Annotated in this window: 5 protein-coding genes; 4 read left to right on the forward strand and 1 reads right to left on the reverse strand. The window is 47.4% G+C overall.

Annotation, left to right across the window (positions count from 1 at the left end; genetic code table 11):
- Window positions 1–533: 533 nt before the first annotated feature.
- The 3 genes from KE626_RS02060 to KE626_RS34590 all read left to right on the forward strand — a co-directional run bounded on the left by KE626_RS02060 (window position 534) and on the right by KE626_RS34590 (window position 15,469).
- The gene (locus KE626_RS02060; RefSeq protein WP_211971219.1) at window positions 534–12,242 is read left to right on the forward strand and encodes an Ig-like domain-containing protein; all 11,709 of its coding nucleotides are present in this window, start codon (window positions 534–536) and stop codon (window positions 12,240–12,242) included.
- A gap of 92 nt (window positions 12,243–12,334) precedes the next feature.
- Window positions 12,335–13,342, forward strand: a complete 1,008-nt coding sequence (locus KE626_RS02065) for a PorP/SprF family type IX secretion system membrane protein (RefSeq protein WP_211971220.1) — start codon at window positions 12,335–12,337, stop codon at window positions 13,340–13,342.
- Between the two features lie 63 nt (window positions 13,343–13,405).
- Window positions 13,406–15,469, forward strand: coding sequence for an OmpA family protein (locus KE626_RS34590; RefSeq protein WP_249207205.1), 2,064 nt, complete (start codon window positions 13,406–13,408; stop codon window positions 15,467–15,469).
- 195 nt (window positions 15,470–15,664) lie between these two features.
- Here KE626_RS34590 and KE626_RS02075 read toward each other — a convergent pair whose 3' ends face one another.
- Entirely contained in the window at window positions 15,665–16,168 is a 504-nt protein-coding gene (locus KE626_RS02075) for a hypothetical protein (RefSeq protein ID WP_211971221.1), read from the reverse strand.
- Between the two features lie 482 nt (window positions 16,169–16,650).
- Between KE626_RS02075 and KE626_RS02080 the strand changes: the two genes are divergently transcribed.
- Window positions 16,651–18,066 carry an MATE family efflux transporter gene (locus KE626_RS02080; protein ID WP_211971222.1) on the forward strand — a complete coding sequence of 472 codons (1,416 nt, stop codon included), beginning with the start codon at window positions 16,651–16,653 and terminating at the stop codon, window positions 18,064–18,066.
- The last annotated feature ends 74 nt before the right edge of the window (window positions 18,067–18,140 follow it).

The following is an 18,140-nucleotide window of genomic DNA, read 5'->3' on the forward strand; positions in this document are numbered from 1 at the left end:
AAACATTAAGTTGAATTATATATATAAATATAAATAATAAGATTTGCGTGCTCTTTAGTTGTAGGATGAATATCATATATAAATATGAGTAGTACAATATAATATTATTATATGAATTTTAATAATATATTAATTTTTTTTATTTTGATAAGGAAATATTATATCACAAATGTTTTGATGAGCTTGCTTAAATATTTTAAAATAATCTGCTTTTCCCAATCGCGGCTACCCTTTTCAAACCCCTGAAATCACTCGGGCAGGAAAATCCGAATGAACAAAATGAACAGCGAAAATTGAAATTGAACAAACTGAACCTGGAAAATAGAATGAACAAAAAGACACTTCGATAAACCACCCCTTCAATATACTTTCGTACAGTTTTACTAACATTCTTTTAACAAATACGCAAGGAAGTATACTTTTTTTTATCAGCCGTATCCTTTCCCAAGAACATTCTTAGCCTGCCTGCCGTCCTTAGAGTTTTGTTGTAATCACAATGAAACCGAACAACTTTTATCCAAATATTTGATGCTATGCATTCAAAAGCTACTCCTAATTGCCCTTTTACTGCCCTTTTCCGCTCCTCCCTTCAAAAAGGGCCGGAAACTGCTGCAATCAGTTTTGCCTATACTTGTAATAGTGCCGGCTCCATGGCATGGAAAAGCCTGCTGATCCTCCTCCTCATATTTGGTATAGGAGCCAGGGAAGGCTGGGCGCAAACGTATACTGCAAGAGTATATGCAAACTCCGAGGCGAACAGGACAACCGGGTTATGCGTCGGTTGTAGCACCTCCAATGCCGGTCAGGCCGTGGATGGCAACCTGGGCACAGCATCAACTATTAATACATTGGTGACCCTGCTGGGGGCAACAGCATCCCAGGATCTGATATTCCCCGCTCCGGTAACCAACAACACACCAGCCATCGTGAAAATAGGAACCGGTGGCACCCTGGGCAGTGTTGTTGGATTACAGTTGTTAGGAGGTGTATATGTACAAGCTTATAATGGTGCAACACCTGTAGGCGGCACCGTATTCGCAAACTCCTCCGTGTTAAGCCTGTTGGCAAGCGGTAACCAGGCCGAAATATTCCTGACCGCTCCCGGAGGAACCTACGACAGGGTAAGAGTAACGGTAGATGGCGGACTGGCAGGTATTGCCGGCAGCATTAATGTATATTCTGCTTATTATAATGTACCTGCTATCGGCACTATTGCCTGTGATGCACCCATCGATGTGCTCTCCGGTGTAACTGGTTCGGTTGGCGCGTTGGGAACCGTTACCAATCCCGCTCAGGCAGGTGACGGTATTGTCAGTGCAGGAAACTATGCTTCCTTATTCAGTGCCGTTGGCTTACTAAGCAGCAGTGCACAGGTAACAGCGGTATTCCCCGGCCTTTCAAAAGTTGGCGACTCTGTTCGCATTGTGCTGTCAAGCCCCTCCACGCTCATCTCCCCGCAGGTATTGGGATCTGTAACAATTAAAACTTACAACGGAGCAACAGTCGTTGACAGTATAATTGCTTCAAGTAATATATTAGACCTGGGTTTACTGTCAGATGGCACTGGCCTGCAGGCAGTTTCGTTTCAGGCTTCGGCACCGTTTGATCATGTCGAGGTTTTGATCGGCTCAGTATTGGTAGGCGCACTCTCTACCGTAAGAGTGCATGAAATACAACGGTTCCCGCCAGGACCGGCTATCGTTGGCAGCGCCCTCAAGACCACCTGCCTGGGAAGCGCCGTTTCGTTAAGTGTAAACAACCCGGATGCAGGGCTCACCTATAACTGGTACGACTCTACGCAAACCACAATTGTAGCATCCAACAGCACCAGCTATAATCCCCCGGTAAATACCGCGGGAACTTTCCGCTATTATGTATCGGCTACCAGGCTTAACTGCTCTACGCAATCAGCTAAAACACTGGTCACCGTAAAAGTGAATAGTTTCGCCACCGCAGCAGATATCACCGTACCAGCAGCTACCGCAGCCTGCCCTGGCGATACGGTACACCTCACTCCTACATCAACAACTGTTAATAGTAAACCAGTATTTAAGTGGTATAAAGATGTCAATAAAACAACGGCTATAACAGATGGTCTTGTAGAAGGTGCAGTGAAGTATTTTATTGATACTACCGGAAAATTAAGCATCGCCGGTCTCGCTACCGGAAACTACACCTATTATGTAAGCGTATCCGACAGCAACCATTGTGAAAATGCTGCCGGCGCCCTGAAAGCAGCGCCTGTTCAGGTAACCGCTGCACCAGCTCCGCCAACATTGGTACAAACATATACCGTTACCACAGGTTTGCCGCTCACATTAGTGGCTTCCCCTGCACCAGGTGCTACCGTGGTTTGGTACAGCGATACCACCCAGGCATCTATTGGTAATGGCAGCTCTATTACACTGCCTCCGTTCTCTACACCCGGTGTGTATACTTATTTTGCAGGTGATAGTTTACCAGGTGGTTGTATCTCCCACCGCTTAGCGATCACCATCACCGTAACAGGTCCGGTGGTTCCAACCAGCTGTAACGTACCAACCAGCCAGGTAACAGGAACAACGCTGGGTTGCGTACTGTGTAGCGTTGCTAATCCAACCAACGATATCGATGCAGATGCAACGAACTTCACCCGTCTGAATATACCGATAGGTTTGCTTGGTGGTTCCGTATTCCAGCAGCTGATCTTCCCTGCCAATGGCGCAGGTACAGACAGCATCCGCCTGGATCTGGCTTCACCGGGAGGACTGGCCGATGTATCTTTACTGGGGGGCGCAATGGTAACTGTATATAATGGCAACACCGTGGTAAGCACACATGACTTATCACAGTTGACGACATTAAGATTACTGACTGGTAACCGTTACATCGCAACAGTGGCAGCCGGTGGCGCTTACAACAAGGTGGAAGTTAAACTCACCGGTGTTGTCAACCTACTGAATTCACTGGATGTATATGGCATCCGCGCGGTAGGACCAAATCCAACTATTGCCGCCGGCAACCTCACCGTATGTGCGGGTCAGAAAGCTACCCTCACTGCTACGCCGGCAGCCGGAACAACCGTTCAGTGGTTTAAAGATTCTACCGGTGGTGTTTCCCTGAGCAACCAGGCCTCCTATACCACTGATACACTGAAAGTGGCAGGAACTGTTACTTACTGGGTACAGGTGATCGATGGGACCTGCGCAAACCCTGAACGCATACCAGTTACCGTAACCGTAAATGCACTGGGAACAGCCGCAGATATTACCGTTGCAGATACCACCGCTGTTTGCGGAAGCGGAACGGCTGTAATAACGCCAACTGCTGCCGGTGTAACAACACCTGTATTTAAATGGTACACCGATGCCAATAAAACAACACTGATCACTAATGGTGCAGTGATCGGTGGTGCTACCTTTACTATTGATGCGGCAGGCAAACTTTCAGTTACCGGTCTCTCCATAGGTAATCATACTTATTATGTAAGCGTATCCGGTACCAACCGTTGTGAAAATGCTGCCGGCGCGCTGAAAGCAGCTACTGTAAAAGTAACCGCTGCACCGGCTCCTCCAACATTGGTACAAACATATACCGTTACCACAGGTTTGCCGCTCACATTAGTGGCTTCCCCTGCACCAGGTGCTACCGTGGTTTGGTACAGCGATACCACCCAGGCATCTATTGGTAATGGCAGCTCTATTACACTGCCTCCGTTCTCTACACCCGGTGTGTATACTTATTTTGCAGGTGATAGTTTACCAGGTGGTTGTATCTCCCACCGCTTAGCGATCACCATCACCGTAACAGGTCCGGTGGTTCCAACCAGCTGTAACGTACCAACCAGCCAGGTAACAGGAACAACGCTGGGTTGCGTACTGTGTAGCGTTGCTAATCCAACCAACGATATCGATGCAGATGCAACGAACTTCACCCGTCTGAATATACCGATAGGTTTGCTTGGTGGTTCCGTATTCCAGCAGCTGATCTTCCCTGCCAATGGCGCAGGTACAGACAGCATCCGCCTGGATCTGGCTTCACCGGGAGGACTGGCCGATGTATCTTTACTGGGGGGCGCAATGGTAACTGTATATAATGGCAACACCGTGGTAAGCACACATGACTTATCACAGTTGACGACATTAAGATTACTGACTGGTAACCGTTACATCGCAACAGTGGCAGCCGGTGGCGCTTACAACAAGGTGGAAGTTAAACTCACCGGTGTTGTCAACCTACTGAATTCACTGGATGTATATGGCATCCGCGCGGTAGGACCAAATCCAACTATTGCCGCCGGCAACCTCACCGTATGTGCGGGTCAGAAAGCTACCCTCACTGCTACGCCGGCAGCCGGAACAACCGTTCAGTGGTTTAAAGATTCTACCGGTGGTGTTTCCCTGAGCAACCAGGCCTCCTATACCACTGACACACTGAAAGTGGCAGGAACTGTTACTTACTGGGTACAGGTGATAGATGGTACCTGCGCAAACCCTGAACGCATACCGGTTATTGTAACCGTAAATGCGCTGGGAACCCCTGCGGATATTACCGTAGCAGATACCACTACCATTTGCGGAAGTGGTACAGCATTACTCACACCAACTGCTGCAGGTGTAACTGCTCCTGTATTCAAATGGTATGCAAATGCAAACAAAACAAATCCGATAATAAATGGTACCGTAATTGGTGGCGCAACATTCACGATCGATGCGGCTAATAACCTGCGTGTTACCGGTCTTTCTGCAGGTAATCATACTTACTACGTAAGCGTATCCGGTACCAACCGTTGTGAAAATGCTGCAGGCAGTCTGAAAGCTGCAACTATCAGTGTAGCCGCTGCTACGGCTCCGCCAACATTGGTACAAACCTATACTGTTACCACAGGATTGCCGCTCACATTAGTGGCTTCCCCTGCTCCGGGTGCTACAGTGCTGTGGTACAGCGATACCACCAAAGCAGCCATTGGCACGGGTAATTCTATAACATTGCCTCCATTTAACACACCAGGTGTGTATACCTATTTTGCAGGTGATAGTCTGCCAGGTGGCTGTGTATCCAACCGTTTGGCCATTACGATTACCGTAACAGGTCCGGTTATTCCGACCAGCTGTAACGTACCAACCAGCCAGGTAACCGGAACAACCCTGGGTTGCGTACTGTGTAGTGTGGCAAATCCAACTAACGACATCGATGCAGATGCAACGAACTTCACCCGTCTGAATATACCGGTAGGTTTACTTGGTGGTTCCGTATTCCAGCAGTTGATCTTCCCTGCCAATGGCGCAAGTACAGACAGTATCCGGCTGGATCTGGCTTCACCGGGAGGACTGGCCGATGTATCCTTACTGGGAGGAGCAATAGTAACCGTATATAATGGTAACTCGGTGGTAAGCACACATAACTTATCACAATTACTGACACTGACATTGATGAGTGGCAACCGTTACATTGCAACGGTAGCAGCCGGCGGCGCCTATAACAAGGTGGAAATAAAACTCACCGGTGTGGCCAACCTGCTGAATTCACTGGATATATATGGCATACGTTCCGTTGTACCGGATCCAACAGTTGCTACGAAAAATGTAACTGTATGCGTTGGTCAAAAAGCCACACTTACTGCCACACCAGCAGCCGGTACAACTGTACGCTGGTACGCAGATTCTACTACTACCACCATCCTGAGCACACAGAACAGCTATACTACCGACACGCTTAAAACAGGAGGTACCTTTGTTTACTATGTTCAGGCGGTAGGTGCTAATGGTTGCGCTAACCCGAACAGGATACCAGTTACCGTAACTGTTTCTCCAGCACCGGCAGTACCTGGTGCGCCGGCTACAGTGAATATCTGCTCTGGCTCTGATGCCTTGCTGCAGGTAGCTAATCCTGATCGCTCGCTTACCTACAGCTGGTACAGCACTGCTACAGGTGGTACTAAACTGAATACCGACAGTGGTTATGTATTCAAAGTATCTGCTGTTAGCAAGGATACCACATTCTATGTGGCGGCAGTGAGCAGCTGTGGCGCAGCGTCTGCAAGACAGGCCATCAGCATTAAACTGTCTGCTTCCCTGAGTGCACCTGTTGTAACGCCAAACCCTGATTCAGTGGTAATTGGTACACAGGGAGTGCTGAACGCAACTTCCAACACGGCTAACGCAGTGTACAAATGGTACGGCAGCCAAACAGGCAACGACAGTCTGTTTACAGGCCCTGTATTTACACCTCCTATCAGCAATACGCTTGGTACTGTTACTTATTGGGTAGAAGCATCCCTGACTGGCGGTGCTAGCTGTAAGTCAATAAGAGTACCTGCGGTTGTAGTGACTATCCCTGCTGGTCCATTTACCCCTGTACCTTGTGAAGGCGCTACCACCCAAACAATTGGTGGCAGCGGATTATTGATACTGGGTAATGTTTATAATCCGGCACTGGCGGTAGATAACGACGCCAGCACAGCATCTTCACTGGTGATCAACCTTGGAGCGCTGAATGCACAGGTATGGCAAAGAGCCAAATTCAACGGTATATCAGGACTGGGCGATACGGTAAGAGTATTACTGTCTAACCCAAGCCAGATACTTTCCGCAGCATTGCTGGGTGGCGTACAGTTAACTACCTATAATGGTAACACACCTGGTGACTCCATGGCAATAAATAACCCGCTCATTAAACTCACTTTACTGGGCAATGGTAAGCAGGCGATTGTAGAATTCGTACCAACGAAAGCATTTGATGCAGTAGAAGTGAAACTGAAATCAGGTATCCTTGGCGCATTAACTACAATAGACTTTAACTACGCACAACGTGCACTGGTGGCGCCAAAAGTACAGGCTGCACAAATAAGTGTTTGCGCTGGAAATACAGCTACCCTGAATGTACAGGATCCTGTAGCGGGTGTTACTTATCGCTGGTACAACAGCAACGGTAATTACCTCACCGGCAAAGATGGCGTAAGCTTTACTACCGGTGCCCTCAGCAAGGATACTGCCTTCTTCGTAGAAGCATTCAGAAGTGGTTGTGCAAGCAAAGGACGTACAAGAGTAGATGTGAAAGTAACTGCCACACCGGCCGCTCCGCAGGTACAATCTGCAAATGTGGAAGTGTGCGTAGGATCTGACGCACTCCTCGCAGTGGTGAATCCGGTTAAGGGTTACACCTACGCATGGTATAATGTAGCTGCCGGTGGCACTAAACTGAATACTGATAGCGGCTTCGTTTATAAAGTGACAAATGTTACCGCCCAGGCGATCTACTATGTAGAAGCATTCAGTGATAGCTGTAACACGGTATCTGCTACCAGAACTGCAGTAACAGTTAAGACAGCTACCGCATTAGCAGTACCAACTGTAACGCCAATGGCAGATACAGTAGTGATAGGTCAGCAGCCTGTGTTCAAGGCAACAGCCGCTTCTGCGAATGCCCAATTCAACTGGTTCGCCAGCCAAACTGCTACAGATACGCTGTTCAAGGGATCAACATTTGCTCCGCCAGCATCCAATGCAGTCGGTACTATCACCTATTGGGTGGAAGCTGTTCTGCCGGGAGCAGGCACCTGTAAGTCTGCCAGGGTAGCGGTGAATGCAGTAACCGTTAATGGCAACCTGGATATAGTGCCTTGCGAAGGCGCTACCGGTCAAACAATCGGAGGTTCAGGCCTGCTGATTCTGGGTAATGTTTATAACCCTCAACTGGCAGTCGACAACAATAAAAATACCGCTGCTTCCCTCGTAATCAACCTGGGTGCGCTCAACGCATCAGTATACGAAAAAGCAACCTTCAATGGCTTATCTACTCCGGGCGACACCGTAAGAGTGATGCTCTCCAACCCGAGCCAGATACTTTCTGCCGCGGTACTTGGCAGCATACAGCTGACAACATACAATGGCAATACTGCCGGCGACTCCGTACTGGTATCTAACCCGCTCCTGCACATCGATCTGCTCAGTGGCAACAGAAGTGCATTACTGTCCTTCGTTCCAACGAAAGCATTTGATGGTGTGGAAGTGAAACTGAGGTCAGGTATCCTGGGTGCGCTCACAGACATAGACTTTAACTACGCACAGCGTGCAATCGTACAACCAAAAGTACAGGTGGCCAATGCTACTATCTGTAAAGGAAAACAAGCTACCCTCAGCGTAGTGAACCCTGCACAGGGAGTTACCTACAGCTGGTACAACAGCCAGGGTAACCGCCTGCTGGATAGTATTGCATTCGTAACACCAACTACGCTCGATTCCGGCACTTACAACTATTATGTAAGAGCCACCAGGAACGGTTGTACAGGATCCGCTTCTGCTCCGGTTCAGGTGGTGGTACAAGGTATACCAACCAAACCGGTACCGGTAAGCAACAATGTAACTACCTGTCTGAATACACCGGTAACCCTCAGCGTAAACGCGGTGGCGGGTGTTCAGTTCAACTGGTATGATGCAGCAACTGGTGGTGCTAAACTGGCATCAAACAGTAATACTTATACTACGCCGGCAAATCTGCAGGTGGGTACTTATAACTTCTACGTGGAAGCGGTGAACACAGGTAACTGTGCTAACGACAGCGGACGTACGAAGATTACCCTCACCGTAAACAGTGCATCAACTGCGGCCGACATACAGGCTGCCGACAAGGTGATCTGTGCTGGTGGTACAGCGGTATTAACACCAACAAGTACAACTGTACAAAACCCTGTATTCAAATGGTATGCAAATCCTGATAAAACAGGCCCGATCACACAAGGCGTAAGCGCAGCAGGTGTATTAACCATCTCCGGATTAACACCGGGAACATATACCTACTATGTAAGCGTAAGCAACGGTGGTAAGTGTGAAAACGCGGCCGGTGATCTGAAAGCAGTCAAGGTAACAGTAAACGCAGGTGCTACCGCAGCCGATATCACACTGGCTGATACCACTATCTGCGCAAGCAGTACCGTTAAACTGACAGCTACCAGTACTACAGTAACCAACCCTGTATTCAAATGGTATAAAGAAGCCAGTCTGACAACACTGTTGTTCACCGGCGCAACATATACCACCGGGGTAATAGCTGCCAATACTACCTACTACGTAACAGTAGAAGGAACCAACAAGTGCGCTAATGCTGCCGCCGATGCGAAAGCTGTAACAGTAAGCCTGCGTGATGTACCGGTACCGATTATCACAGCATCTGCTATCAGCATCTGCGTAGGTGATACGGCAACATTAACCGTACAGAACGCCGATAATACATTCACCTATCGCTGGTACAATGCTGCCACCGGAGGTACCTTATTGTTCACTGGTCCGGTTTATAAAGTAACTGGCCTCACCGCTTCGGCCGACTTCTACGCAGAAGCTTCCATCAGCGGATGTAGCAGTGCTACAAGAACGAAGGTATCCATAGGTGTGGGCGTGGCGCCAACTCCGATACTGGAATCCAACAACGTAACAGTTTGTCAGGGCGGTACGGCAGTGCTGAAGGTGACTTCTTCTGTCAATAATATTACCTACAAGTGGTACACTACCCCAACAGGTGGTACTGCAATATTCACCGGTCCGATCTTTACTACCGGTGCAATCAATGCGAATACCTCCTTCTATGTAGAAGCTACCGGTGATACTTCGAAATGTGGTAAACCATCTGCCCGTGCAACGGCGAAAGTAACAGTGGTACCGGTGCCAGCAGCTCCAACCCTGGTAAGCACCAATGTACAGGGCTGTAAAGGTCAGTCTGCTTCCCTGGCAATTCAGAGCCCGGCTGCAGGTACTACCTACCAATGGTTCGATGCAGCTACCGGTGGTACGCTGGTATTCGAAGGACCGGTATTCAATATTACCGCCCTGGATAGTACTGTTACCTACTATGTACAGGCATTGGTAAATGGAGGCTGCCCAAGCGCCACCAGGACCAGCGCCACCATCAAGGTAAATGCAATACCAGCAGCACCGGTAATTACAGCAACTTCCCTGTTCGTTTGTCAGGGCGGAACCGTAACGCTTTCAATTCAGAGCCCGGCTGCAGGTACAACCTACCGCTGGTTCGATGCAGCTACCGGAGGCAACCTGCTCTTCACAGGCAGCAGCTTCACAACAGGAGCATTAAATGCAAACACTGATTTCTATGCAGAAGCCAGCAACGGTAACTGTAGCAGTGCTCAGCGGACTAAAGTGTCTATCGGTGTAGGACAGGCGCCAACACCAACACTGGAATCCAACGCGGTAACTACCTGTCAGGGTACTTCGGCTACGCTCCGCGTAACTTCAGCTACCAACGGTATCACCTATAAATGGTATACACAGGCAAGTGGTGGAACAGCAGTATTCACCGGACCAGTATTCACTACGGATCCGCTTAATACTACCATGGACTTCTGGGTAGAAGCAACTGGTACTAATGGTCAGTGCGGTAATCCATCTGCGAGAGTGAAAGCTACTGTAACAGTAGTGGTAGCTCCGAACGCACCGGATGTAGTAGCATCTTCTCTCAAAACATGTGCAGGTACAGGTGTAACCGTAGCCGTGAAAACAATACAGCCAGGCATTACCTACCAATGGTATGATGCCGCTACCAATGGCTCATTACTCTTCACAGGACCTGTTTACAGTGTTCCTGTGGTGACCACCAATACTACTTACTATGTACAGGCTAACCTGGGCAGTGGCTGTTCCAGCTCTACCAGAACAGCAGTGAGTGTATCCGTTGATCCGGCTCCGCCAATTCCAACAGCAGACCTGGATAATGTGGTAACCTGCATAGGCGGTACAGCTACATTCAGCGTTAAAAATCCTGATCCGGCAATGACGTATCGCTGGTACGATGCTCCGTCCAACGGACTCCTCCTGGCTACCGGCACCGCCTACACTACAGCGCCGCTCGCACAAACAACTGTCTTCTACCTGGAAGCAACGAACAGTGCAGGATGCAGCAGCGCACGTAAAGGCTTAACCGCTACTGTAGTAAGTACAATAGATGCACCGCTCGCAGATCCGATCACTATATGCAGTGGCCAGACCGGTGTATTAATGGTGAAAAACAGGCAAGCAGGTGTGATCTATAAATGGTTCACAACAGCAACCGGTGGTACAGCAGTATTCACTGGTGCAGACTTCACCATCACACCAACAGCAAATGCAGTATACTACCTGGAAGCTTCTACCAGCGGTGGTTGTGTAAGCGCCAGCAGAACACAGGTAAATGTATCAGTGAATCCTTCTCCTGGAGCTCCGGCCGTTGCAAATGCAACACTGCAGGCTTGCCCTGGTCAAACGGTTACACTGAATGCACTGAATCCTGATCCGGCACTTACCTATAAATGGTACACAACAGCAACAGGTGGAACGGCAGTGGCTACAGGAGCTACTTATGTAACACCTCCTATAAATGCTAACCAGATGTACTACCTGGAAGCTACCAACAGCAATGGCTGTTCAAGCACAACACGTACCGCTGTGAGCGTAGTAGCAACACCAGCGCCGGGTAAACCAACTGTTACCGGTAACGATAACGGAGTATGCCCTGGTAAAACAGCTACATTGATTGCTGCTTCAACAACTGCAGGTGTCGACTTCCGCTGGTATACTGTTGCTACAGGCGGCACACCAATCTACACCGGTGCAACATTTGTAACGCCGGCGCTGAATGCGAACACTACCTACTATGTAGAAGCATTTACAACAGGTGGCTGTATCAGTGCGGGACAAAGAACAACCGTACAGGTGAACATCGCCCAGCCGCTGCCGGCGCCGGTAGTGACCGTAGATAACACAACGGCTACTACTATCACCTTCCGCTGGTCACCGGTAACAGGAGCGCAACGTTATGAAGTATCACTCGACAACGGTGTAACCTTCATACCACCAAGCTCAGGTCCGAACGGAACCACACATACCGTTACAGGTCTGCAGCCTAACCAGAGCGCTACTATACAGGTAAGAGCTATCGGAGCATCAGATTGTGAAACAAGTGCACTGTCTACTGCGGTAACAGGTAAAACAACCAACCCGCAAGGCAACAACATCTTTGTTCCGAACCTCTTCAGCCCGAACGGCGATGGTATAAATGACATCGAATATGTATACTCAACGGCTATCGCACAACTGGAATTCAGGATCTACAACCAGTGGGGTCAGCTGGTGTTCACATCCAAAGATCAACGCCAGGGATGGGATGGTACAATGAGTGGTCAGAAACAACCGGTAGGTGTTTATGTATACATCCTGAAAGCTACTATGCAGGATGGAACAGTAATCACCAAGAAAGGTAACGTGACCCTCATGCGATAGAAATGATTCAACAGGTCAAGATTAAATCAATCATAAAACCGGGATGCGGCACCGCATCCCGGTTTATCCAGAAAATGCTAAAAAATGTTCCTATGAAAAGGATTTTTATAGTTGCAATAATTTTGTGGAGCAGTTTGTTGCCCCGGACGTCTGTTGCGCAGGTCGATCCTCACTTTTCGCAGTATTATGCTTATCCGTTGTGGCTGAATCCAGCATTAACGGGCATCATAGACGGGGACTACCGGATCAGCGGCGACTACCGTAACCAGTGGGCTAATTACGGCAAACCGTTTTCCACAGCAGGGGTGTCTATCGATGCCGCCACCGACAAAAATATAGGCGTAGGCCTGAACGTAATGAACATGTCTGCGGGAGATGCAGGCTACAATTACTTCAACGCAATGGCCAGCGTGTCCTATAGCGGGGTGAAATTCGGCCCTACCAAAACCAGTCAACTGGTATTTGGAATCAATGCGGGTTTGATTAACAGGCGACTGGATCCTGCCAAGTTTCAGACAGGTAGCCAATATCAGCCGGTTACAGGATTTGACCCGAGCATTTTCAATGGTGAAAATGTAAATAACACCACTTCTACACAGTTTGATGCCGGCGCCGGTGTGGTATACTTTGATGGTAACCCCAATCATATGTTTAATCCGTTTGCCGGGTTCGCTGCTGCTCACCTTACGCAACCCAAAGATCCTTTCTCTGCCGACGGAACAGAAAGAAAACTGCCCGTTCGCTACCTGCTGCATGGCGGTACAAAAATTAAACTTAATGAAGCACTGAGCCTTACGCCTACCGGTCTTTATATGAGACAGGGAAATGCAGAGGAAGTAGTGGCAGGGTTGTACGCACAGCTAATGGTAAACCCTGAATTCGATTTCCTGGTGGGTGGTAACTATCGCTTTAATGACGCGGTAATACCTTTTGCCGGATTCCATTTCAAAAGCTTTACACTGGGACTGAGTTATGATGCGAATACATCTAACATGCGCCGCCTGGTAAATGGCAGTCAGAGCTTTGAAATCTCTCTTTCTTTTATCAGCCGCAAAAGAAGAGTGTTGAACGAAGAATACTTTATTTGTCCCAGGTTATAATCTGCAAGCAACCGGATCAGAATGGAGGAAAAAACTTATACAGAAAAAAGAAATGGAACCCTCATGAAAAAAATTACACTCTGTTGGCTGGTGGTTTTTCTAGGAATAATGGGTGCGGTACAAGCGCAATATGTTTATGATTTTAAACATACCGCGGATGTCTTTTATAATTCAAGAGATTATTACTCCGCAGCGCAGTATTACAATAAAGCCCTTGGCACTTTTAAAATCAAACCAGAACAGGTATTACCCTATACCGTTTCAGGAGCCGCCGCCCCTACGGGGAAACTAAAAGACTACCAACAGGTAGTAGCCAGACTGGCGGAATCGTACCGGCTTTTTTATGACTATGGTAATGCCGAAACCTGGTATGCCCAACTGGTCGGATTTAATAATCCCGCCTACCCGCAGGCACGCTACTGGTATGCGGTATGCCTGCGCTTTAATGGGAAATACCAGCAGGCACTGGATGAGTTTACAAAATTTAAACAGAGCTATACCGCCGCCGATGAATTGTCTGTAAGAACCCCGCTCGAAATCGCCTGCTGTCAGTTCGCATTGTCGGAAGCCAATAAAGAACCAAGATTTACGATTGTAAAAACCGCCGGTAACGTAAACGAAGGAGGCGCCAACTATGCTCCCGTAGTACTGAATGGAAATAGGTTGATGTACACTTCTTCCCGCTCTGAAACTCCCCCCTTACCTGTTACCACCGATAAACAGGCTGCAGCTAAAAAGCAGACGAAAAAAGGCACTCCCTATGTAAATGATCTTTATATTGCCAGCGGTAGGAATAATAGCTATGAGAATAGCGAGAAGGTAAAGATTCCCGCCGCCAAAGGATATGATCAGGGCGTATCAGCATTAACACCGGATGGTAATACCCTCTACCTCACCCGGTGGAGCGTAAAAGATGGGGTGAAACAATCTGCCATCTATATCAGTACCCGCCAGAACGGTGGCGAATGGTCTGAGCCGAAAGCCCTGGGCGACAATGTAAATGTAACAGGCTACAATTCCATGCAGCCCTATATTACCACCGATGGAAAATATCTCCTGTTTGCATCCAACAGACCCGGAGGTATGGGTAAAAATGACCTGTGGTATTGTATTATGTCTAATGGAACTCCCGGTGGCGCCCGTAACATGGGAACCGCTATCAATACGAAAGATGAAGAACAGGGTCCATTCTATGATGCGGAAAAGAACCTGCTGGTATTCAGTACCGATGGCCGCGTGGGCCTGGGCGGTCTTGATTTCTTTCAAAGTGAAGGCGACTTTGGTACCTGGTCTGCTCCGGTGAATATGGGAAAACCATTGAACTCGCCCAAAGATGATATCTATTACACAGCATTGGATAATACACATCCGTTTGCTGCAGGTTTTATCAGCTCCGACAGGGAATCTATCTGCTGCCTGGAAGTATTCGGTATCAACCGTATCATGAAAATAGCCAGCGGTCTGATCATCGATTGTGAAACCAAACAACCACTGGAAGGAGCCACTGTTACATTGCTGGATACCGTAAGAAGAAAGACCATCAAGAAAATAACACTCGATGCTACAGGAAGATATACCTTTGAGGTGGATCCTCAACGGTATTACAAAATAGTAGCGGAGAAAGATAATTATTTCACCAAAGCACTTTATTTCAATTCGGATATGCTGGAAAGAGTCGACTCTATGGATAATCCTACCCTTTGCCTGCAACACTACGAAATTGAAAAGCCAATTATACTCAACAACATCTACTACGACTTCAATAAGGCAACATTACGTGAGGAATCTAAAGCAGTACTGGATACAGTGGTGGATATGTTGAAGGATAACCCTAAGATCACTATCGAAATGAGCGCACACACAGATAGCGTTGGTTCCGTGAAATACAATGAGAAACTGTCACAGGCGCGTGCACAATCTTGTGTTGATTACCTGATCAGTAAAGGTATTTCGCAAGACAGGCTCATCGCAAAAGGCTACGGCAAATCCAGACCGATTGCACCGAACTCATTGCCTAATCATAAAGATAATCCGGAAGGACGTCAGATGAACCGCAGAACAGAGTTCAAGGTATTGAAAAGACAAGTACAGGTGAAAGATGAATATGATAGTAATACCAGTCAATAACTTTTTCTAAGCACCGGCTTAGTCCGGCTGCTTCCATATCCTACATTCTACCATTTAAAGAGCCGGCCATTTGGCCGGTTTCTTTATTTAATACCTGTATAGTTAGGAATCCTATTTTTATTAGATGCGCGAAAAAGCATGTCCATTTTTATATGAACATGCTTTTGATAGTTCTAATGTAAATTTTACGGAGAATTAGTTGTTCTTGCCAAAGTTGCCAATAGCCAGGGTATCCGTACCTTTCAATACTTTCATGTAAGATGCAATAGCCAGGGCATTGTCATATTTAAAAGCAGTGTCTTTCGTTTGGCCACCAGCTTTGAAAACGGTAATCTTGTTCTTGTTGGTAAAGATATCTACTTTCAGTGCCGCACCGGTACCCTGGAATCCGCCTTTGTACAAAGTGTCGGTAGTGGCTGCAGTAGGCGTTCCTGCAATCAGATAGATGTTATGGGCCGCATCTTTTGTATTCTTTGTCAGGTTCAATACCACATTCACAGTACTGTCTTTGTTTTCTGTAAGCGTAATATTACCAACTTTGGTATCCTTGTCGGCGCCGGTTCCTTTCAGATCAAATGATTTGGAACGTGGTGTCGGAGGCGGAGGTGTTGGATTATCATCATCTTTGCAGGATGTGAAAGTAATACCCAATACAGTAGCGAGCACTGCTCCGGTCAGGAGAGTGTGTTTGTTAAACATAAGCATGATTTCAGTTTTATAAAAAGTGTTAAGATTGTGATTTTACAATTGTGTTGGCACAACTGTGGATTTACAACTTCGTTTTGATTGTGATGTTTACTTTTTGCTATATAGGTTTTCGGCGCTTACTAGTAGATGTTAAACGAGGCATGAAATAAAAAGTTACAGCTATAGGTAGAAGTTTTTTTAAATGTCTTTTTTTGCCCCCTGTAATACTTTGTGGTAAAGGGTTTCATAGGTATAAACTTTTTTAGGCTCTTTTGGTAACTATAACTGCATGTTTAACCATACATTTATAAGGATGGTTTTTGACGAATGAAAAATTAAATTACATTTGTACAGTATCCCCGGATGCGCCAACTGATAGTAATATGAAAATTTAATCAGACAGCGGTATTCCCGATTGTCGTCCTTCCATCTTCTTTTTCCATTTGCAGTGCCATGAGTTGCGCTGTCATCCCTTTTATTTTCAATATTTCTGTATGCATATTTTAACAAAGATGCTATTACGCATAGGTCGTTTTTTCCAATTATTTAAGATAGCCGTTACCGGTAGTGAAAAAGAGTTCACAACAGGCAGTATCAATCGTGCCATTTTCTTATTGTCTATTCCTATGATCCTGGAAATGGCAATGGAATCTCTTTTTGCAGTAGTAGATATTTATTTTGTAAGTCACCTTGGGGTAAATGCGATTACCACTGTTGGACTCACCGAGTCCGTGCTTACGCTGGTATACACCGGGGCTATGGGATTGAGCATGGCTGCTACTGCCATGATTGCCAGGAGAACGGGTGAGAAAGACCCGGATGCTGCTTCGCACGCAGCGATGCAGTCGCTGTACCCTGGCCTGGCTATTTCCGTGTTGGTGAGTGTGGCGGGAATATTTTTTTCGAAAGATATATTACTTATGATGGGTGCCGCCAAAGAAGTGGCTGATTACGGTTATGTATATACGAAAATTGTACTCGGCGGAAACATTGTAGTTATCCTGTTATTTTTAATCAATGGTATTTTTCGTGGTGCGGGCGATGCTGCATTGGCGATGCGGTCGTTATGGATTGCCAACGGGTTGAATATTATACTTTGTCCGTTACTGATTTCCGGTTGGGGACCTGTGCCTGCTTTGGGGCTGAAGGGGGCGGCGATCGCTACTTTTATTGGCAGGGGAATCGGCGTGGCTTATCAACTGTATCACCTGGTAAAAGGGGAAAACCTCATAAGAATTACCAGGAAGCACCTGGCCCCGGCCTGGGAGGTGATTGCGGCAATCCTGAAAATTGCTGTTGGGGCAACGGCACAGATGCTGATCGCATCTGCCAGCTGGATTTTCCTGGTCCGCATTATTTCTCATTTTGGTAAAGATGCAGTTGCCGGATATACCATTGCCATCCGGGTGATTATCTTTACTATTTTGCCTGCCTGGGGAATGGCGAATGCAGCGGCTGCCCTGGTAGGGCAAAACCTTGGCGCACAGCAACCGGATCGTGCCGCCACCTCGGCCTGGAGGGCTGCGTTCTTTAATATGCTGTTCCTTGGTGCGGTGGCGATTGTTTTCATGACAGGCGCCCCCACTATTATAGGGTTCTTTACAAATGACGCTGTAGTAACAGGCTATGCTGTGCAATGTATCCGGCTGATGAGTGGCGGATACATCTTTTATGCCTACGGCATGGTACTCACGCAGTCTTTCAACGGAGCCGGCGATACCCGAACCCCCATGCTGATAAATCTTTTTGCTATGTGGATGTTCCAGATGCCGCTGGCCTATACCCTGTCGGTTTGGCTGAATATGGGGCCTGTTGGTGTATTCTGGGCAATCGCAATTTCGGAATCCGCAGCTGCTGTTGCCGCTATACTGCTGTTTCGTCGCGGTAACTGGCAGCAGGTGAAGATTTAGCATATAGTTTCTATATAAGTAATTACCTTTGCCTGGTTTTGTACAAAATTTAAAACAATAAAACTATCTAAAAT

Source organism: Chitinophaga hostae, from assembly GCF_018224885.1.
Lineage (GTDB): Bacteria > Bacteroidota > Bacteroidia > Chitinophagales > Chitinophagaceae > Chitinophaga > Chitinophaga hostae.